The 17,538-nt window shown below is 52.5% G+C and carries 13 protein-coding genes; 7 read left to right on the plus strand and 6 right to left on the minus strand.

Translation table 11 applies throughout. The features are described 5' to 3' along the window. Nucleotides 1–99: 99 nt before the first annotated feature. From EFA69_RS17055 to ispG, 3 genes are all read right to left on the minus strand, one after another. Nucleotides 100–453: an MmcQ/YjbR family DNA-binding protein gene (locus tag EFA69_RS17055; RefSeq protein WP_123134891.1), complete on the minus strand. Its 354-nt coding sequence runs from the start codon at nt 451–453 to the stop codon at nt 100–102. Nucleotides 454–596: 143 nt separating this feature from the next. Beyond that, nucleotides 597–767 (minus strand): DUF6728 family protein, encoded by a 171-nt coding sequence (locus EFA69_RS20370; protein WP_183906837.1) that lies wholly within the window; start codon nt 765–767, stop codon nt 597–599. 84 nt (nt 768–851) lie between these two features. Next, nucleotides 852–2,861, minus strand: a complete 2,010-nt coding sequence (ispG, locus tag EFA69_RS17060; RefSeq protein ID WP_183906839.1) for a (E)-4-hydroxy-3-methylbut-2-enyl-diphosphate synthase — start codon at nt 2,859–2,861, stop codon at nt 852–854. A 204-nt stretch (nt 2,862–3,065) separates the two neighbouring features. Between ispG and EFA69_RS17065 the strand changes: the two genes are divergently transcribed. Next, complete coding sequence (locus EFA69_RS17065; protein ID WP_123134280.1) at nt 3,066–3,548, plus strand: hypothetical protein; 483 nt, start codon at nt 3,066–3,068, stop codon at nt 3,546–3,548. Between the two features lie 77 nt (nt 3,549–3,625). Here the strand turns inward: EFA69_RS17065 and EFA69_RS17070 are convergent, their stop codons facing one another. Continuing rightward, on the minus strand, nt 3,626–3,988 hold the full coding sequence (locus EFA69_RS17070) for a hypothetical protein (protein WP_123134281.1): 363 nt from the start codon (nt 3,986–3,988) through the stop codon (nt 3,626–3,628). Nucleotides 3,989–4,118: 130 nt separating this feature from the next. Between EFA69_RS17070 and EFA69_RS17075 the strand changes: the two genes are divergently transcribed. Next, complete coding sequence (locus EFA69_RS17075; protein WP_123134282.1) at nt 4,119–4,613, plus strand: hypothetical protein; 495 nt, start codon at nt 4,119–4,121, stop codon at nt 4,611–4,613. A 129-nt stretch (nt 4,614–4,742) separates the two neighbouring features. On the opposite strand, the gene EFA69_RS17080 is transcribed toward EFA69_RS17075, so the two are convergent. Further along, complete coding sequence (locus EFA69_RS17080; protein ID WP_123134893.1) at nt 4,743–6,935, minus strand: glutamine synthetase III family protein; 2,193 nt, start codon at nt 6,933–6,935, stop codon at nt 4,743–4,745. Nucleotides 6,936–7,182: 247 nt separating this feature from the next. Between EFA69_RS17080 and EFA69_RS17085 the strand changes: the two genes are divergently transcribed. Together EFA69_RS17085 and mtaB are read left to right on the plus strand one after the other, a co-directional pair. Then, complete coding sequence (locus tag EFA69_RS17085; RefSeq protein ID WP_183906841.1) at nt 7,183–9,030, plus strand: LTA synthase family protein; 1,848 nt, start codon at nt 7,183–7,185, stop codon at nt 9,028–9,030. A 108-nt stretch (nt 9,031–9,138) separates the two neighbouring features. Further along, a complete protein-coding gene (mtaB, locus tag EFA69_RS17090) occupies nt 9,139–10,458 on the plus strand; it encodes a tRNA (N(6)-L-threonylcarbamoyladenosine(37)-C(2))-methylthiotransferase MtaB (RefSeq protein ID WP_123134894.1) in 1,320 nt (439 codons plus the stop codon). A gap of 102 nt (nt 10,459–10,560) precedes the next feature. Here mtaB and EFA69_RS17095 read toward each other — a convergent pair whose 3' ends face one another. Next, a complete protein-coding gene (locus EFA69_RS17095) occupies nt 10,561–11,616 on the minus strand; it encodes a bile acid:sodium symporter family protein (RefSeq protein WP_123134284.1) in 1,056 nt (351 codons plus the stop codon). A gap of 538 nt (nt 11,617–12,154) precedes the next feature. Here EFA69_RS17095 and EFA69_RS17100 point away from each other — a divergent pair. The 3 genes from EFA69_RS17100 (at nt 12,155) to EFA69_RS17105 (ending at nt 17,468) form a co-directional block, all read left to right on the plus strand. Further along, nucleotides 12,155–14,599, plus strand: coding sequence for a TonB-dependent receptor domain-containing protein (locus EFA69_RS17100; protein WP_123134285.1), 2,445 nt, complete (start codon nt 12,155–12,157; stop codon nt 14,597–14,599). A gap of 200 nt (nt 14,600–14,799) precedes the next feature. Continuing rightward, nucleotides 14,800–14,949: a hypothetical protein gene (locus tag EFA69_RS20375; RefSeq protein WP_183906842.1), complete on the plus strand. Its 150-nt coding sequence runs from the start codon at nt 14,800–14,802 to the stop codon at nt 14,947–14,949. A gap of 74 nt (nt 14,950–15,023) precedes the next feature. Then, nucleotides 15,024–17,468 carry an outer membrane beta-barrel protein gene (locus tag EFA69_RS17105; protein WP_123134286.1) on the plus strand — a complete coding sequence of 815 codons (2,445 nt, stop codon included), beginning with the start codon at nt 15,024–15,026 and terminating at the stop codon, nt 17,466–17,468. Nucleotides 17,469–17,538: the final 70 nt, after the last annotated feature.

Raw genomic sequence — 17,538 nt, forward strand, 5'->3', positions numbered from 1 at the left:
TTAAACGCTTCTGCCGCTTGCCCACAAGATCTTTCCAAGATGACAAAGTAAAAGTACTTGAGTATTCAAGTAGTGACTATCAATTTAATACAGCCTTCATCAAACCCCTAATTCCACCCTCACCTTCTTCGGGAGGCACTTCACCACCAGTTCATAGGAATGGTCAATGAGCTCTGGTAGCAACCCCATGGGAAGGGAGGCCTCTGGGTAGATGGTGTTCCAGTGTTTCTTGTTCATGTGGTAGCCGGGCTGAATGACATGGTACTGTTCCCTGAGTTCCACCGCCCGTTCCGGGTCACATTTCAGGTTCACGCCCTCGGCGTAGCTGTTCAGGCTGCACATGGCAAACATCTTTCCGGCCACTTTAAAAACCAGGGTGTCTTCGCCGAAAGGCAGGGTTTCCTCTACGTGAGGCTTGGCTAGGCAGTAGTCTCTGAATTCCTCTATGTTCATGAAGGCCAAGGTATAAAAAAGAGCCATTCCCTCAAAAAGCAAATGGCTCTCTAATCCTGTAGGAAGTATCAAAAAACTCCGATGCTGTTTAGGGCTAATTCCCGAAAAACGGCCGCTAAACACAAGCGGTGGCTAGTTCAATTTTACCGCGTCATCAACTTTATCACCAGGTACACTAGTCCGCACAGGAACATGAGCATGGACACCTTGTTGATGAGGTGCATGGTGCGCAGGTTGAAATTGGTTTTGCGGTTGGGGTCTTTTTTCCGGAAGAAGTAGGTGGCCACTTCCGTGAAATCAAATAATCCTTTCATATCTTTTCTTTTGAAGATGCGACTTCCTTAGTTAAATAACAGCCTGTGCCACAGAAAGATTGTCAAGCTGAGGTGATTTTTTGCTTACGCCTCCACGCCCACCGGCTCCATCCAGTTGCCGTCTTCCCGTATCAATTCAATCAGTTCATCTACGGCGCGTTCTTCGGGCACCGATTTCTTGATCACCTGCTGACCGCGGTACAGCGCAATCTTGCCTTTGCCCACGCCCACGTACCCGTAATCGGCATCGGCCATCTCGCCGGGACCGTTCACAATGCAGCCCATGATGCCAATCTTCACACCTTTAAGGTGGTCGGTGCGTTTCCGGATCATGGCGGTGGTTTCCTGCAAATCAAACAAGGTACGGCCGCAGCTAGGGCAGCTGATGTACTCTGTTTTGCTCATGCGCGTTCTAGCCGCCTGCAAAATCCCGAAGGCCAGTTTGTTCAGCCCTTCCAAGGTGTAGCCCCACTCCTCTTTGCTGCGGTAACTCAGGTCCTGGGTGCTTAGTAAAACCCCATCCCCGAAGCCGTCAATGAGCAATCCTCCCACATCAGTGGCGGCGTAGAGTTGCACTTGTTCATCGGTAAGATCTTCATAGGAACGTTTGATGATGACCGGCACGGGCTGTCCCTGGTTCATGAGCCGGATGAAGGCTTTGCGCTGCTCCGGCATGGCGTGCTCGTTTTCCGTTTCCAGAATCAGCACCACGTCTGGGCGGTTGTGCAGCGTTTCAATGAAGTCATTGGTAAGTTGGCCCAATGACACCTGCACGAAGTTGAGTTTCGGGTGCCAGGAATCGGCGGTTTCAAACTGCACGGCGGTGTAGAGCGGGTAACGTTCTTCGCGCTGTTCGGCTTCCAGCCAGGCGGTGTAGTCCACGATCTCTTTCAGGCCGTTGGGCAGCATGAACGTGATAGGCGAGCTGCCGGTATACACGTAATCTGCGCCCTGGTCAGACATGTGGAATTTATCCAGCACCGGCGAATAGATATGCCCTACCGGCCGAAGGTCTTCATACGTGATGTCTTCCAACCGGCTCAAGTCTGCCACTACGCGCGGCACGTTATGGCTGCCCAGGTTCAGCACCTCGCGGGTTTCACGGCGGTGGTACTGGAACGGGTTGTACGGCAGATGGCAGATGGGTTTGATAGGCGTATGGCCGGCGCGGGTGGCGTAACGGTCAATCAGCATTTTCGCCACTGGCGCTTCCAGTTCCGGGGCCTCGGTGAGGGAAACCCGAACGGTATCGCCTAGTCCGTCTTCCAGCAGCGTACCAATCCCTACGGCTGATTTCACGCGTCCGTCTTCCCCTTCCCCGGCTTCGGTCACGCCTAAGTGCAATGGGTACGGCTGCAATCCTTCCTCCTCCAGTTTCTGCACCAACAGGCGGTAGGCTTGCACCATCACCTGGGTATTGCTGGCTTTCATGGACAGCACCACGTCATAGTAATTCAGGTCTTCGCAGATGCGCAGGAACTCCAGGGCGCTTTCCACCATGCCTAGCGGGGTATCGCCATAGCGGCTCAGGATACGGTCAGACAACGAGCCGTGGTTCGTACCGATGCGCATGGCAGTGCCGTACTCCTTGCAGATGTTCACCAGCGGCGTGAAGCGCTCGCGTATGCGGTCAAGCTCGGCCTGGTAGGTGGCATCTGTATAGTCAATAATCTGAAATTTCTTTTTATCGGCGTAGTTGCCGGGGTTCACGCGCACCTTCTCCACCAAACGGGCGGCCAACTCGGCGGCGTTGGGCGTGAAGTGGATATCAGCGATCAAAGGCACGGTATAGCCGCGGGCGCGGAGTTCTTTCTTGATGTTGCCCAGGTTTTCGGCTTCTTTCACGCTGGGGGCCGTGATGCGCACATATTCGCAACCGGCCTCCACCATGCGTATCACCTGCTCCACCGAGCCCAGGGTATCCATGGTGTCTACGGTGGTCATGGACTGAACCCGGATGGGGTTGTTTCCGCCCATGGCGAGGTCGCCTATCTTCACTTCACGGGAGAGGCGGCGGGTATAGTTGGTGAGGCTGGGGCAGTAAAGGCCTTCCAGCGCATGAGAATCTGTGTTCATGGGAAATGCGTTTTCCATACTTCTATAACTACCGGCTAAACCAGATTGTTCAGCGTAGTTTTTGTAAAAGTAACATCTTTTTTTGAGTTCATCCGCGGGCGCGGCCTACCCTAGGGTGCGGCATTTGGCAAGAAGGCACCTGTGCTCCTTTGGCTACTTCCAGTATAACTTGAAGTAGAATTTATGCGTACCTATGAAGCCAATCCTTAACACTCAATGCCTATGTCGCTACTATTCATATCACAAAGCCACCGCCAGACCGCCACTTCCTTGCAAAAAGAGGGGGTTCCTGCGCAGCAACTTCCTTCTACCATTCAATTGGCCCGCGAGACCGCCGAGAGTTGGCTGCACCAGGAAATTGAGCAGGGAAATCTGCCGCTGGTGATTCAGCTGGTGAATGGGAAATTCCCGGAGAGCAGTGCGCAACTGCTGTTGGAAGAGTTGAAAGACCTGCTGGTGGCTAAGTTTATTGTGAGGTTGAAGTTCAATTATGCACTTGCCAGAAACGCCGCCTCCATTGTGCTTCCGTTTGTGATGCAACGCCTGGTAGATCACCTGCAACAGAATCCTCAGTTCAAGACCTGGTGGGATGCCCTAGACCTGCGCAAACACCTACCCTCCAAAGCCGACCTTAAATCTAAGATCAGATCTGTGGGCCAATCATTGAGTGGAAATGCCTCGGCGAGTGAGAGTGCCTTTGCTTGATAGCTGTTGCGTTTAGAGCCTCTTTTTGAAAAAACAGGCTCTAAACGCAATTTTTTTTAATACTACTCCTATTCCTCCTAAGGTGGGTTCCGCAGCAGCGGATCTTCTGTGGAGGCGTTGGCCTCACCCTGTTCCTTTAAACGCTCCACCCGGTTCCCGATTCTTTCGTGCATCCTTTCGTCCTGGAGGTAGGTCTGTTGGTCTAAGTCAAAATCGGCGGGGCTATGCTCTTTGGCTAGTTCATGTAGCTGGAAGATATAAGTGTCAATCCGGTTGATGGCTTCAGACACGAATTCGGTGGCGTGCCCATTCTCCTCAGAGATTCCTTCCTTCACCTCCTCGGCGAGTCTGATTTCCTGCTGGATGAAAGGGGCAGGCGCATTTCCTTTCAGGCGTTCCTGCTCCAGGCGCTCTTTGAATTTAGGTACTTCAAAATCCATATTTCTTTGCTTTAACCCCATCTTCCGTTTCAACTCTGCCTTACGCAATTTTTTTTCAGTTGTTAGCCCATAAAAATGCAACCTTCAGGATTGAACGCCGTAGCCATGAAAAAAACTTACCCCCACTCCTATGTCCGTTCCTTTTTTACAGAGAAGTCACGCGTTTGCGGCGCAGTCCCTCCATAGAGCCGGTTTAACGGTTAGCCAGATTCCGCAGGCGGTACAGATTGCCCGCGAAACGGTGGAGCAGTGGCTCCAGAAAGAATTGGAAAGTGGCAATACCCATGAGGCGCTGCAGGTGCTGAAAGGTCATGTGCAGGAAAAAGGGGCGCAAATGCTTTTTGATAAACTCAAAGACATGCTGTTGGTACGTCTGGTGTTACACCTAGGTATAAAGAGCGCCTTGGCTACTAATATAGTAACCCTCCTATTGCCCTTCGTGCTGAAGCGGGTGTATGATCTGGCCCGGCAAAACCCCAAGATGCAGGCCTGGTGGCGCGAACAGGAATGGCGCCAGCACATGCCTACCATGGAGAAGGTCAGGAACATCATCAAGGAAGTGGGCCAGAACCTGAAGCCCGCCAGCCGGAAAACAACCTCTACAGATCAGGCGCTGTTCATCTAACGGCGGCAGCTCAATAAATATAGTTGGGCGTTTAGCGGCTCTTTTTTGAAAAACGGCCGCTAAACGCATTTTCATAAAAAAAGCCTCTGCATTACTGCAGAGGCTTTTTTTATGAAATGGAAACTAAGATTAATGACGGAACATCATCTCGCGGTATTTCACCAGCGGCCACTGCTCATCGTCTACAATCAGTTCCAGCTTGTCTACGCTGTAGCGGATGGAATCAAAGTAAGACATGACCTCATCGGTGTACATGATGGCGCGCTCGCGGGTATCCTCAATTTTGTTGGCTACTTTCCGCTTCTCAATCATGGCCTCTACGTTGGTCTTGATGGTGGTGAGGTGGCGGGAAATAGTTTTGATGGTTTCCACCGTGGTCTGGGTGTACTCATCGTCCTCCAACCCAATCTCACGCAGCCCTTTGATGTTCTGCACCAGTTTGGTCTGGTAGGCGATAGCCGTAGGGATGATGTGGTTCATGGCCAGGTCACCCATCACGCGCGCCTCAATCTGTACCCGCTTGATGTAGTCTTCCAGTAGAATATCATGACGGGCATGTAATTCACGGGTGCTGAAGATGTTGTATTTGGTAAACAACTCAGTGGCAGTTTCATCTACCAGCTTGTCCAACGCCTGTGGTGTTTTACGGATGTTGCTCAGCCCACGACGCTCCGCTTCCTCTTCCCACTCTTTAGAGTAACCGTTGCCTTCAAACCGCACGGCTTTGGAAGAGATCACGTACTCGCGCAGCACATCAATAATGGCTACTTCTTTTTTCTTGCCTTGCGCCATCAGCTCATCCACGCTCTTCTTGAACTCCACCAGTTGGTCGGCCACAATGGCGTTGAGGGTGGTCATGGCGTTGGAGCTGTTAGCCGAGGAACCTACTGCCCTGAACTCAAACTTGTTGCCGGTGAAGGCAAACGGCGAGGTACGGTTACGGTCTGTGTTGTCAAGCAGGATTTCAGGGATTTTATCAATGCCCAGCTTCATGTACACGTTGTCGCCTTTGTCTAGCGGCAATTTGGCGGTACGCTCCAGTTCGTCCAGCACTTCGGTCAGTTTTTTACCCACGAACACCGACATGATGGCCGGTGGCGCTTCGTTAGCGCCCAAACGGTGGTCGTTGCTGGCAGATGCGATGCTGGCGCGCAGCAAATCCGCGTAACGGTGCACCGCTTTCACGGTGGTGATGAAGAACGTGAGGAATTGCAGGTTTTCTTTAGGGCGACGGCCTGGGGCGAACAGGTTCACGCCAGTGTCGGTGCTCAGGGCCCAGTTGTTGTGCTTCCCGCTTCCGTTTACGCCTTTGAAAGGTTTTTCGTGCAGCAACACCTTAAAGTTATGCTTCTCTGCTACGCGGTCTAACAAATCCATTAACAGTTGGTTATGGTCTACCGCCAGGTTAGCATCTTCAAAGGTGGGAGCGCACTCAAACTGGTTAGGCGCCACCTCGTTGTGGCGGGTCCGCAACGGAATTCCCAGTTTATGGGATTCGGCCTCAAAGTCAATCATGAACGCGTGTACCCGCGAAGGAATAGCCCCGAAGTAGTGATCTTCCAACTGTTGGCCTTTTGCCGGCTCATGGCCAAACACGGTACGGCCAGCCATCACTAAGTCAGGACGGGCATCATACAAAGCACGGTCTACCAGGAAGTACTCCTGCTCAATGCCCAGCGTGGTGGTTACTTTGGTTACTTCTTTATCAAAATACTGGCAAACGTCTAAGGCGGCTTTCTCTACCAGATCCAAGCTTTTCAGCAGAGGTGCTTTATAGTCCAGGGCCTCACCGGTGTAAGAAACGAAGATAGTTGGAATACAAAGGGTTTTCGCACCGGCGTTTTCAATGATGAAAGCGGGTGAAGTAGGATCCCAGGCGGTATAACCGCGGGCTTCAAAGGTGTTCCGGATACCCCCGTTCGGGAAAGAAGAGGCGTCTGGCTCCTGCTGTACCAAGGCGCTGCCTTTGAACACTTCAATGGCGCGTCCGTCTGAGCTCAGGTCAAAGAAGGAATCATGTTTCTCGGCGGTTTCACCGGTCAAGGGCTGGAACCAGTGGGTGTAGTGCGTGGCCCCGCGGCTCATGGCCCAGGTTTTCATGGCACCGGCCACAGCGTCGGCCAGGGTGCGGTCAACTTTGGAGCCAGATTTAATGGCAAACTGCAGGCGTTTAAAATAGTCGCCGGATAACGTGGCACGCATGGCCTCTAAGCCAAATACGTTGGTTCCGTAGAAATCTGAGATTTTGTCAGAAGGTAGCTTCACCTCTACTGGCGTCCGTTGGTTTACCAACTCAAGTGCCTTAAAACGAAGAATGGCCATGAAATTTTGTTTGGGTTTGTATTCTGGTTTCAAATGTAATAGATGAGAATTTACTTTCAAGCTACACCCTTAAAATTTTAGGGTGTTTTTTCAAAAAAATAGGCTTCAACCCGCAAAACCACCCTCGTTTCAGAAGCCATTACCTCCTCAAATGATTCTCTTTTAACAAAACCACCCTTATTTTAATACCCCACCCTTATTCTAGTGCCTTTTTTAGCGGATGGGGCAAATGCGGTATATTTGCCGCGTGAAAAGACTATTGACCAAAACTGCTTCTTACTTTTTCTTCTGGACGATCTTTTTTGAAGTATGCCGGGGAATCTTCCTGCTTTACCATATAGACAAGACCTCCGCGCTGACCGCTTCTGAGATTGGGAAAGTGTTCTGGTACGGCCTCCGGATGGATCTTTCCTTTGCCGCCTACCTCAGTGTGTTGCCATTCCTGTTCTTTCTGCTGGAAACCAGTTTCCGGAAAACAATCTTCCTGAAAATTACGCAGTGGTACACGTATGTGATGTTGCCGCTGCTCACGTTACTCATCATCGCAGATCTGGAACTTTACTCCGCCTGGGGCTTCCGGCTGGACTCCACGCCCCTGCAGTACCTCAACACCCCGGCAGAAATGATGGCCTCAGCGGCTTCGGCCCCAGTTTGGCTCTTGGTTCTCTTGTACCTGCTCCTATTAGTAATAGGTCTATTCAGCTTCAGAGCCCTTAGCCGCCGCTGGGAAATTTCGCCCCGGCGGAACCCACGGCAGGTAGTTCTGGAACTGGCGGCGGGGATATTCCTGCTCGCTTTGCTAGTCTTGCCCATCAGGGGTGGTTGGCAGCAGATTCCTTTAAATCAAAGCGATGTCTACTTCTCCCAGAAAGTGTTCGCGAACCATGCCGGGGTGAACGTGCCCTGGAACGTGATGCACTCCGTGATCAAGAAGAACCACCAGACCAAAAACCCTTACCAGTACTTTGAGGAGCACCAGGCACAGGCCCTGGTACGGGAAGTGTATGCCGCTAAAAGTGATTCTATTCCTTCCCTGCTCAAAGGAAAAAACCCGAACGTGCTGTTCATCATCCTGGAAAGCTATACCGCTAAATTTATTGGCGCGCTGGGCGGCCCTGCCGAGGTAACCCCTCACTTCAACGCTCTGGCCAAGGAAGGAATTCTGTTCCAGAACATTTACGCGGCCGGGGACCGCAGCGAGAAAGGCATGGTGGCGCTGTTGAGCGGTTACCCGGTGCAGACCACTACTTCTATCATCAAGACGCCCAAAAAGACGGAGCGCCTGCCACAGCTGGCCCTGGAACTAAAGAAACAGGGGTACCAAACCAGTTACTACTACGGCGGCGAACTGGCCTTCGCGAACATCAAGTCTTACCTCATGAACGGGCAATATGACAAGCTGGTGGAGAAATCTGACTTTGGCCGCGAGCACTACAATTCCAAATGGGGCGTGCATGACCATATTCTGTTCGACAAGGTGCTCCAGGACCACCAGAACCCGCAGCAGCCCTTCTTCACCACCGTCTTCACCCTCAGCAGCCATGAGCCCTATGACATTCCCATTCCGGCCAAGTTTGCGGGAACCGATGAGGAAACCCAGTTCAAGAACTCCTTCTATTATACAGACTGGGCTTTGGACAACTTCATCTCCGCGGCCAAGAAGCAGCCCTGGTGGCAAAACACGCTGGTGATTTTGGTGGCAGACCACGGTCACCCTTTCCCGGGCCGCGACCAGAACGATGCCCCCAGCAAGTTCCGGATTCCGCTGCTGATGGTGGGCGGGGCGCTGGCGGTGCAAGATACAGTCATTTCCAACATAGGCTCCCAGACTGATCTGGTGCCCACGTTGCTGCAACAACTGGGCCTGCCGCACCAGCAATACACCTGGAGCAAGAACCTGCTGGATGCCAAAGCCACACCGTTTGCCTTCTACGTCTTCAACGATGGTTTCGGGATGGTGACGCCGCAGGGTGCGGTAACCTTTGACAACGTGGCCAAACAGCCCATCCATCGTGATGCAGCCGTTTCAGATCGTCAGGTAAACCAAGGCAAAGCCTATATGCAGGTCAGCTTCGGGGATTTCCTGAAGAAGTAAATCACTTGGCGTTTAGGGGCTCTTTTTTTAGAAAAGAGCCCCTAAACAGGATTGACAGGCAGAGATTTCGTATTTCATTTACATTCTCCGTACCTTTGCCCCCTGATTATGAAAAAGGTAGCTTTCTATACACTAGGCTGTAAGCTGAATTTCTCCGAGACCTCTACCCTGTCGCGCATCTTCCAGGAGCGGGGGTTTGAGAAGGTGGAATTCACAGACACGCCCGATATCTACGTCATCAACACGTGCTCCGTCACTGACAACGCCGACAAGAAATGCCGGAAAGTGGTGAAGGAAGCCTTGAAGCACTCGCCTAATGCGTTCATTACCATTGTAGGATGCTACGCCCAGCTGAAGCCGAAGGAGATTTCTGAAATCCCGGGTGTGGACGCAGTGCTGGGAGCCGCCGAGAAATTCCAGCTGGTAGACATTCTGGAGACCTTTGAGAAGAAAGACACGCCGCAGGTGCACGCCAGCGCAGTGTCTGAGGCCAATACTTTCGTGAACGCCTACTCGTTCGGGGACCGTACCCGCACCTTCTTGAAAGTGCAGGACGGCTGCGACTACTCCTGTACGTTCTGCACCATTCCGCAGGCGCGCGGCAAATCCCGGAGCAACACCATTGCCAACGTGGTGAAAGAAGCGCAGGAAATAGGTTTATCCGGGGTGAAGGAGATTGTGCTTACCGGCGTGAACACCGGCGATTTCGGGTTGCAGGAAGGCGTGCGCGTGGAAAATTTCTTCCAACTGGTGCAGGAACTGGATCAGGTAGAGACGGTGAAGCGCTTCCGGATTTCATCCATTGAACCTAATCTTTTAAGTGAAGAGATCATTCAGTTCGTGGCAGGTTCTCAGCGGTTTATGCCGCACTTCCACGTGCCGTTGCAGTCGGGGAGCAACAAGATTCTGAAGCTCATGCGCCGCCGTTACCTGCGGGAACTGTACGCCCAGCGCGTGGACTGGATCAAAACTGCTATGCCGCACGCCTGCATTGGCGTGGACGTGATTGTGGGCTTCCCCGGCGAGACCGAAGAAGATTTCCTGGAGACCTATAACTTCCTGAACGAGCTCAACATCAGCTATCTGCACGTGTTCCCGTACTCTGAGCGCGCTAACACGCTAGCCATTGACCTGCCCGGCGCCGTGCCGCAGAAAGAACGCAACCGCCGCGCCGACATGCTCCGCATCCTGTCGGAGAAAAAGAAACGCGCCTACTACGAGAGCCAGATCGGTTACGAAGGCAAAGTCCTTTTCGAGGCCGACATTACCGACGGCTACATGGAAGGCTTCACCGAGAATTACGTGCGCGTAGTGGCTAAATATGACCCGGTGCTGGTGAACGAGGAAAAACACGTACGCCTCACCAACATCACCCCGGCCGGCCTCATGGAAGCCGAAGAAACGTACCACGAACTTCTGGCGCATTAATTTCCGCCTACTAAAATTACCTAAACGCAATGGCCCGGCTTTCTTCTGAAGGCCGGGCCATTGCGTTTAGGGGCTCTTTTTCTGAAATCAGGCCAAAACCAGCTACCCAACATTGACATCCGGCTGCGCCGACGCTCCTTTCCGGGCCATGCGCTGGGCCAGCATACTGGCAATGATGAGTTGCAGGGCGTGGTAGAGCATGAGCGGCAGCAGGATAATGCCCACCGTGTTGGCATCGGGGAACAGCACCTTAGACATGACCGTGCCGTGCACCAGTGATTTCTTGGAGCCGCAGAACATGGCCGTGATGCGGTTCTCCCGGCTGAAGCCCAGCAAGTTACTGATCAGGGCCGTAAGCCCCGTCACCACCAGAAACAGCGCCACCATGGCAGCGCCCAGCAGAAATAAATCCAGGGCGCTGAACCCGGCAAACATGTTTCGGGCGAAGGAATCGCAGAAGGATGAGTACACGATGAGCAGGATAATGGTTTGGTCGAAGAGTCTCAGGCGGCTTTTCTGCGCCTCGGCAAAGGCCCCAAATTTCCGGTTCAACAGAATACCCAAGGTCACGGGCAGTACCACTTGGAGCATCAGCTTCAAGATTACACTCGTGAGGTCCATATCGGCGGCGGAGCTGGTGCTGGTGAAAAAGCTCATCCAGACGGGCGTCATGAATACACCGATGAGGCTGGAGATACTGGCGTTGAAGATGGCCGCCGGGATGTTACCGCCCGCAATGGACACCATCACCACCGACGACGATACCGTTGACGGCAAAGCCGCCACGTAAAACGCGCCCAGCCAAAGCGCGGGTGTGGCACTATTGGGCGCTACCGCGTGGCTCCCCCACACCAAAACGGGGAACAGCAGAAACGTGCTCAACTGCACTACCATATGCAGCCGCCAGTCGCTGAGGCCGGCTTTGAGTTTGGCGGGGCTCAACCGAAGGCCGTAAAAGAAAAAGATGAGCGCCACGCCGTAGATCGTAACCTCCTCCAGCGGCAAAGGTCCGTTTTCTTCCCCCAGCTCCGGCCAAAGATAAGCCAGCACAATCATCGCCAGCAAAAACAGCAGAAAGGTATCTAGCCCCACGCGCTGCAAAAGTCCCTGTAGGCTAAACTTATTTTTGGGGGTGCTGGCGGAAGTGGCTTCTTTCATGTGCGGCTTAATTGATTAAAATGCGGAACTGATGAACGGTTCAAAGGTACGAAGGGCAGCTTACTTCTGCCTCAGCTTCGCTTACCCCACCTCGCTGGCAAAGGTTTTCTTCCTCCAGGAATCCATTCTTGAGAAGAAGTAACCATCTGAAAGCTGTTTAGGGGCTCTTTTCGGAAAAGAGCCCCTAAACGCACGACTAGTCTTTTCTAGCGCTTTCGTCCGTTCCGGAAGTTTTCATTCTCTTCCACCCTCAACCTAGTGTCCGATTTCATCATATCTCCTGTTCGGTTCTGAACACCAATCGATTCTACACATTTCATAAATCCTTGATTTAAAGTACTTTAATCACAGGTCGCACTTTTGGTCAGAATCTTGTCAAGAGCATCGAAAACGCTTTGCAGAAGGAAACAAGACATCATCTGAAAAGAAATTTGAAAACCGAAGCAACCAAAATACAACTCACTTCATCTTTCTATCCAAAGCGCTTTACCTGAATTTCCTAATCCAACCTCCACCCTTTATGAATTCCCCCTTTGCTATGAAAAATCTCTATACCTTCTTTTTTCTCGCTTGCTTTTGCCTCTGTTGTACCTTCAAGGCTTGGGCGCAGACCGGCCAAGGGTTGACCGGAACGGTGGTGGACGCCAAAGGCGAGCCGCTCAGCTACGGCACGGTGGCCCTCATCCGGAAAGCCGATGCCGCGGTGGTAGACGGGGCAGGTGTAGAAGTCAGCGGCCAATTTAAGCTCAAGAGCCCCGCCCCCGGCACCTATTTCCTGAAAGTTACCGCCATGGGCTATGGCACGCTGGAGACTCCCGCCTTTGAGGTGAACCAGCCGGGCTTTCAGAAAGAGTTCGGGAAACTGGGGCTGGCGCAGGACTCTAAAATGCTGAAGGAAGTGACTGTAGAATCCATGCGGCCCACTATCATCAGCCACCCCGACAAAATGGTGGTGAGCGTGGAAGGCACCGTGATGGCCGCCGGCAGCACCGCCATGGAAGTTTTGTCTAAATCGCCGGGCGTGTGGGTAGACCAGGACGGCAACATCCAGCTCAACGGCAAGGCGGGCGTACGGGTCATGATTGACGGCAAACTGACCTACATGAGCGGCAAACAGCTGCAGACCATGCTCCAGTCCATGCCCGCCGACAACATCAAAGACCTGGAGATCATCACCAACCCTTCGTCTAAATTCGATGCCGAGGGAAATTCGGGCATCATCAACATCAACCTGAAGAAAAATCAGATGACTGGTCTGAACGGCAGCGTGTACAGCGGCTACCAGTACAACAAACTGCACGGCTACTCGGCGGGCACCAACATCAACTATAAGAGCGGCCAGTGGAATTCCTTCCTGAACGCCGATTTCGGCAGGAGGACGAATTTGCGCACCAACACCATGACCCGACTTTTCTGGCAGGAAGGCCAGCCCACCAGCTTTGACCAACGCGGGCGCGAGGAAACCTTCCGAAATGTGCCGTCGGTACGCTTGGGCACCGATTACCAGCTGAACGACAAACACAGCATCGGGGTCATGGCCTATGTGATGTCTGTAGACTATGACAATTCCTTCGTGACCGAGACGTACCTGCGCAACAGCAACCCAGTGGAAGACTCGCTCATCAACGCCCGGAACCTGGTTGCCGCCGATTATTTCAACATCACTTTAAACGGGCACTACGCCTTTAAACTAGACACGCTTGGCAGCACCCTCACCACTGACGTGGACTACGTGAAAATCACCGATAACAATGACGCGGGGTTCTTCAACAGAGGCCAGTACGTGAACCAGGCGCCACAGCTCCGGCTGGAGCAACTGGGCAGCTACAACCCCACCACCTTCCACATCTATTCGGCCAAGGCCGATTTCTCCCGGAGATTCCAAAACAAGAGCAAACTGGAAGCGGGTCTGAAAGCCAGTTACGTGGAGTCTGACAACGAGCTGCGGTTCTATTTTGTAGAGGGAAAGAATCAGCGCCCAGATCCAAACCGGAGCAACCACTTTATATATAAGGAGAACATTTACGCCGGGTACGCGAACTACAGTGCCAACCTGGGCGACCGCTGGAGCGTGCAGGCGGGGCTACGGGCGGAGCAGACGGTCTCCAAAGGCAGATCTGTGACCCTGAACCAGACCACGCCGCGCCGTTACCTGGATTTCTTCCCCAGCCTCTTCCTGCAACAGAAAGTAAGCGACAACTACCAAGTGACCTATAACTACAGCCGCCGCATCAACCGTCCGCAGTACGATGACCTGAACCCGTTCATTTTCTACCTGGATCCTTTGACCTGGGCCCAAGGCAATCCCGACCTTCGGCCGCAGTACACCCACTCCTTCCAGGTTTCACAGACGTTCAAGAAAGACTACATCCTCACGCTGGGTTACGCGCACACCAAAGATTTCATCGCGGAGATTCCGGTGCAGAACAATGAAACCAACACCACCATCTTCTCGCAGCGCAACGTGGATGCCTTCAAGAACCTGAACGGTACGCTGGTGGTGCCGGTACGCATCATGAAGAAATGGGAGGCGAGCAACAACCTGGGCTTCGGGTTCCAATCCTTCACCACGTATTTGCAGAGCAATCAGCCTATCCTGAACGAGCAGTTCTATTACATGCTCAACTCCAACCACACGCTTCAGCTGCCCCAAAAAATAAAGATGGAGCTGAACCTGGGCTTTCAGGGTCCGCAGGCGTACGGCCTCTACACCATTGAACGTACCTGGTGGCTGGACTCCGGCCTCAAGCGCTCCTTCCTGAAAGACAACCTGGATGTGAGCCTCACCGTGACCGATCTCTTCAGAACCCGCAAGGTAGTGGGCTCCGCCAACTTTGACGGCAACGTGAACGCCTTTGACCAGTACTTCGCGGCGCAGAGCTTTAGGGTGAACCTGCGCTACCGTTTCAGCAAAGGCCAGAAGTTTGAGCAGCAGCGCCGCTCCACCAACCTGGAGGAACTGGACCGCGCCGGCGGCAATTAAGACCCATTTGCGTTTAGGGGCTGTTTTTGGAAAAACGGCCCCTAAACGCAAACGGTCAGATCCTGCAAAGCCCTGCGCCTGCCCCTCTTCCAGCACCGGAAAAAATATTTTAAAATAAATGCAACAGTACCTTGTGTTACATAGTACCTTCTAATATATTTGTTCCATCAACAGTAACCCATCACCTAATTACTATCCCTATGGAAAATCACCTTCTCCTTCAGCTCTTCCTCCAGATCGTCTTGATCCTAGGCACTTTCACCATTGGGGTATTCGGGTATGTTCTCCTGTCTTCCCGCGTGGGCAAGAAAGCTCGTACCGGCACAGAATTGCCTCTCCGTTTCCTCTAGGGCTTTTTTTTTGCCAGTGTACCTTGCATTACATAGTACTATAAACATCATCTACCACAAAAATCCATACAGTTATGAAAAAGATGTACAACTTCCTCCTGCTACTGGCCGCTCTGGCTTTTCTTACCCAGGCGGCTCTAGGCCAAACCAACACCGGTACCCTCACCGGCCTGGTAGTAGATGAAAAAGGCGAACCGCTCAGCTACGGCACCGTCGCCTTATTGAAAGCCGCAGACAAATCTGTGCTTACCGGTACAGCCATTGAGTTAGACGGCAGATTCAACCTCAAAACCCCCGCCCCCGGAACGTATCTGCTGCGCATCAGTGCCATGGGCTTCACCAATCAGGACCTGGCTCCCTTTGAGGTTACCGCTGCCGGGTTTACCCGTGATTTCGGAAAAATCGCCCTGAAACAGGATTCCAAGGTGCTCAAAGAGGTGACCGTGCAGAACTTGCGCCCCAGCGTAGATGTGCAGGCCGATAAAATGGTGGTAAGCGTGGAAGGTACCGCCATGGCCGCCGGCAACACTGCCTATGACGTGCTGGCTAAGTCGCCGGGGGTGTGGGTAGACCAGGACGGGAATATCCAGCTGAACGGAAAGCAGGGCGTGAAAGTGATGATTGATGGAAAATTAACCTACTTGGATGGAAAACAACTACAAACCATGTTGCAGGGCATGCCTGCCGATAACCTTAAAAACCTGGAGATTATCGCGAACCCATCGGCTAAATATGACGCTGAGGGAACCGGGGGCATCATTAATATCAACCTGAAGAAAAACAACCTGGACAGCCTAAACGGCAGCGTGTACGGCGGTTACCAGAACAATACCAAAAGCGGCGGTAACGGTGGCCTCAACCTGAATCTGAAGCAGGGTAAATGGAGTTCGTTTGCCACCGTAGACCTGGCCCAGCGCCCGCGCAAGAGAACCTTTACCATGGACCGCGTTTTTGACAATGAAGGCACCAACTCCTTCCTGAACCAGTCTGGGAAAGAAGAAGGCAGTTCGTTTTCCCCTTCAGTGCGCGTGGGCACAGACTATGACCTGAACAAAAACCACAGCCTGGGGGGCTCCGTGAGCTTGTCTAAAACCAACTCCAACTCAGGCGTTAGCACCAACTCCAGTGAAGAAGACCCCAGAAAAGAAGGGATGGTGTTTAACCAGACCACCACGCACAACAGGCAACGGTACAATGGTGCCTCCTTTAACGTGCACTACACCGGCACACTGGACACCCTGGGCACCACCCTTTCCGCAGATGTGGACGTGGTGCGCATCAAAGACAACACGCCCAGCGATTTTTTTAACCTGAAAACCTTCGCCTTTAAACCCTGCACGGAGAGAGACTATTTTGAAACCCTTAACCCCACCTCATACCAGATCTATTCAGGCAAAGTAGATTACGCCCGGCCAATGCCCTCCATCAAAGGGAAATTGGAACTGGGGGCCAAAGCCAGCTACGTGGAGTCTGATAACCAGATAGATTTTTACACGCTGGAGAATGGAGTGCGGGTGCCGCACACGTTACGCAAAGGCGACCACTTTATCTATGACGAGAAGATTCTGGCGGGTTACACCAACTTCAGCGCCAGCCTGAGCCCTAAATTCACTTTACAGGCCGGTCTGCGGGCCGAATACACCAATTCTGAGGGAAATTCCATCCCCAATAATAAAGTGACGCCCCGCTCCTACCTGGACTGGTTCCCCAGCGTGTTTGTGCAGCAGAAAGTGTCTGAGAACTACATGGTCAGCTATAACTACAGCCGCCGCATCTTCCGGCCCCGCTACAGCAACCTGAACCCGTTCCGGTTCTACATTGACGCCAACACCTACGCTGAGGGTAATCCATATCTGAAACCGGAGTACACCAACTCTTTCCAGGTCACCCAAACGTTCTGGAAGAACTACAACCTGATTCTGGGCTATGCGCACACCAAAGACGATATCTCAGAGGTGCCTTATTTCTACCCAGCCGAGAACGTGATGGTGTTCAGACAAAGCAATGTGGAGAGCGCCACCACCAACGCCACCTTGGTAGTGCCGGTAACTGTTACCTCCAAGTGGAACATGAACAACAACGTGACGGTGGCTTACCAGGAATTTCAGACGTTGGTGAATGATAAAATTATTGAAAACGCCCAAACCTTGTTCATGGCCCAGACCAACCACAACATTTTGTTGCCCCATGGCTTTAAAGCCGAAGTGAACGGTACGTACCGAGGCAAAGGGGTATTCAACGTCTACAAAACAGATCCGGCGGGTTGGGTAGATGTGGCCATTAAACGCTCCTTCTTAAAAGAGAAACTGGATGTGAACCTGGCCTTTACAGATATCTTCCGGACCCAGAAAATGCAGGGTATTTCCATTGTGAACGGGAACACAAACAAAATAGACATGTACCACTTCAACCAGAGCGTGCGCCTGAACCTGCGCTACCGCTTTAACAAAGGGGAGAAATTTGAGATGAAGCGCCGCAACTCTAATTTGGAGGAAGTAAACCGGGCCGGCGGAAATTAATCTCCTGGGCAAGACAACTTTCTTAAGCTTACCATTAATTTTCTTAAATTGGAGCCCTAACAGATGATCA

The sequence above is a fragment of the Rufibacter immobilis genome (genome assembly GCF_003721565.1).
GTDB lineage: Bacteria > Bacteroidota > Bacteroidia > Cytophagales > Hymenobacteraceae > Nibribacter > Nibribacter immobilis.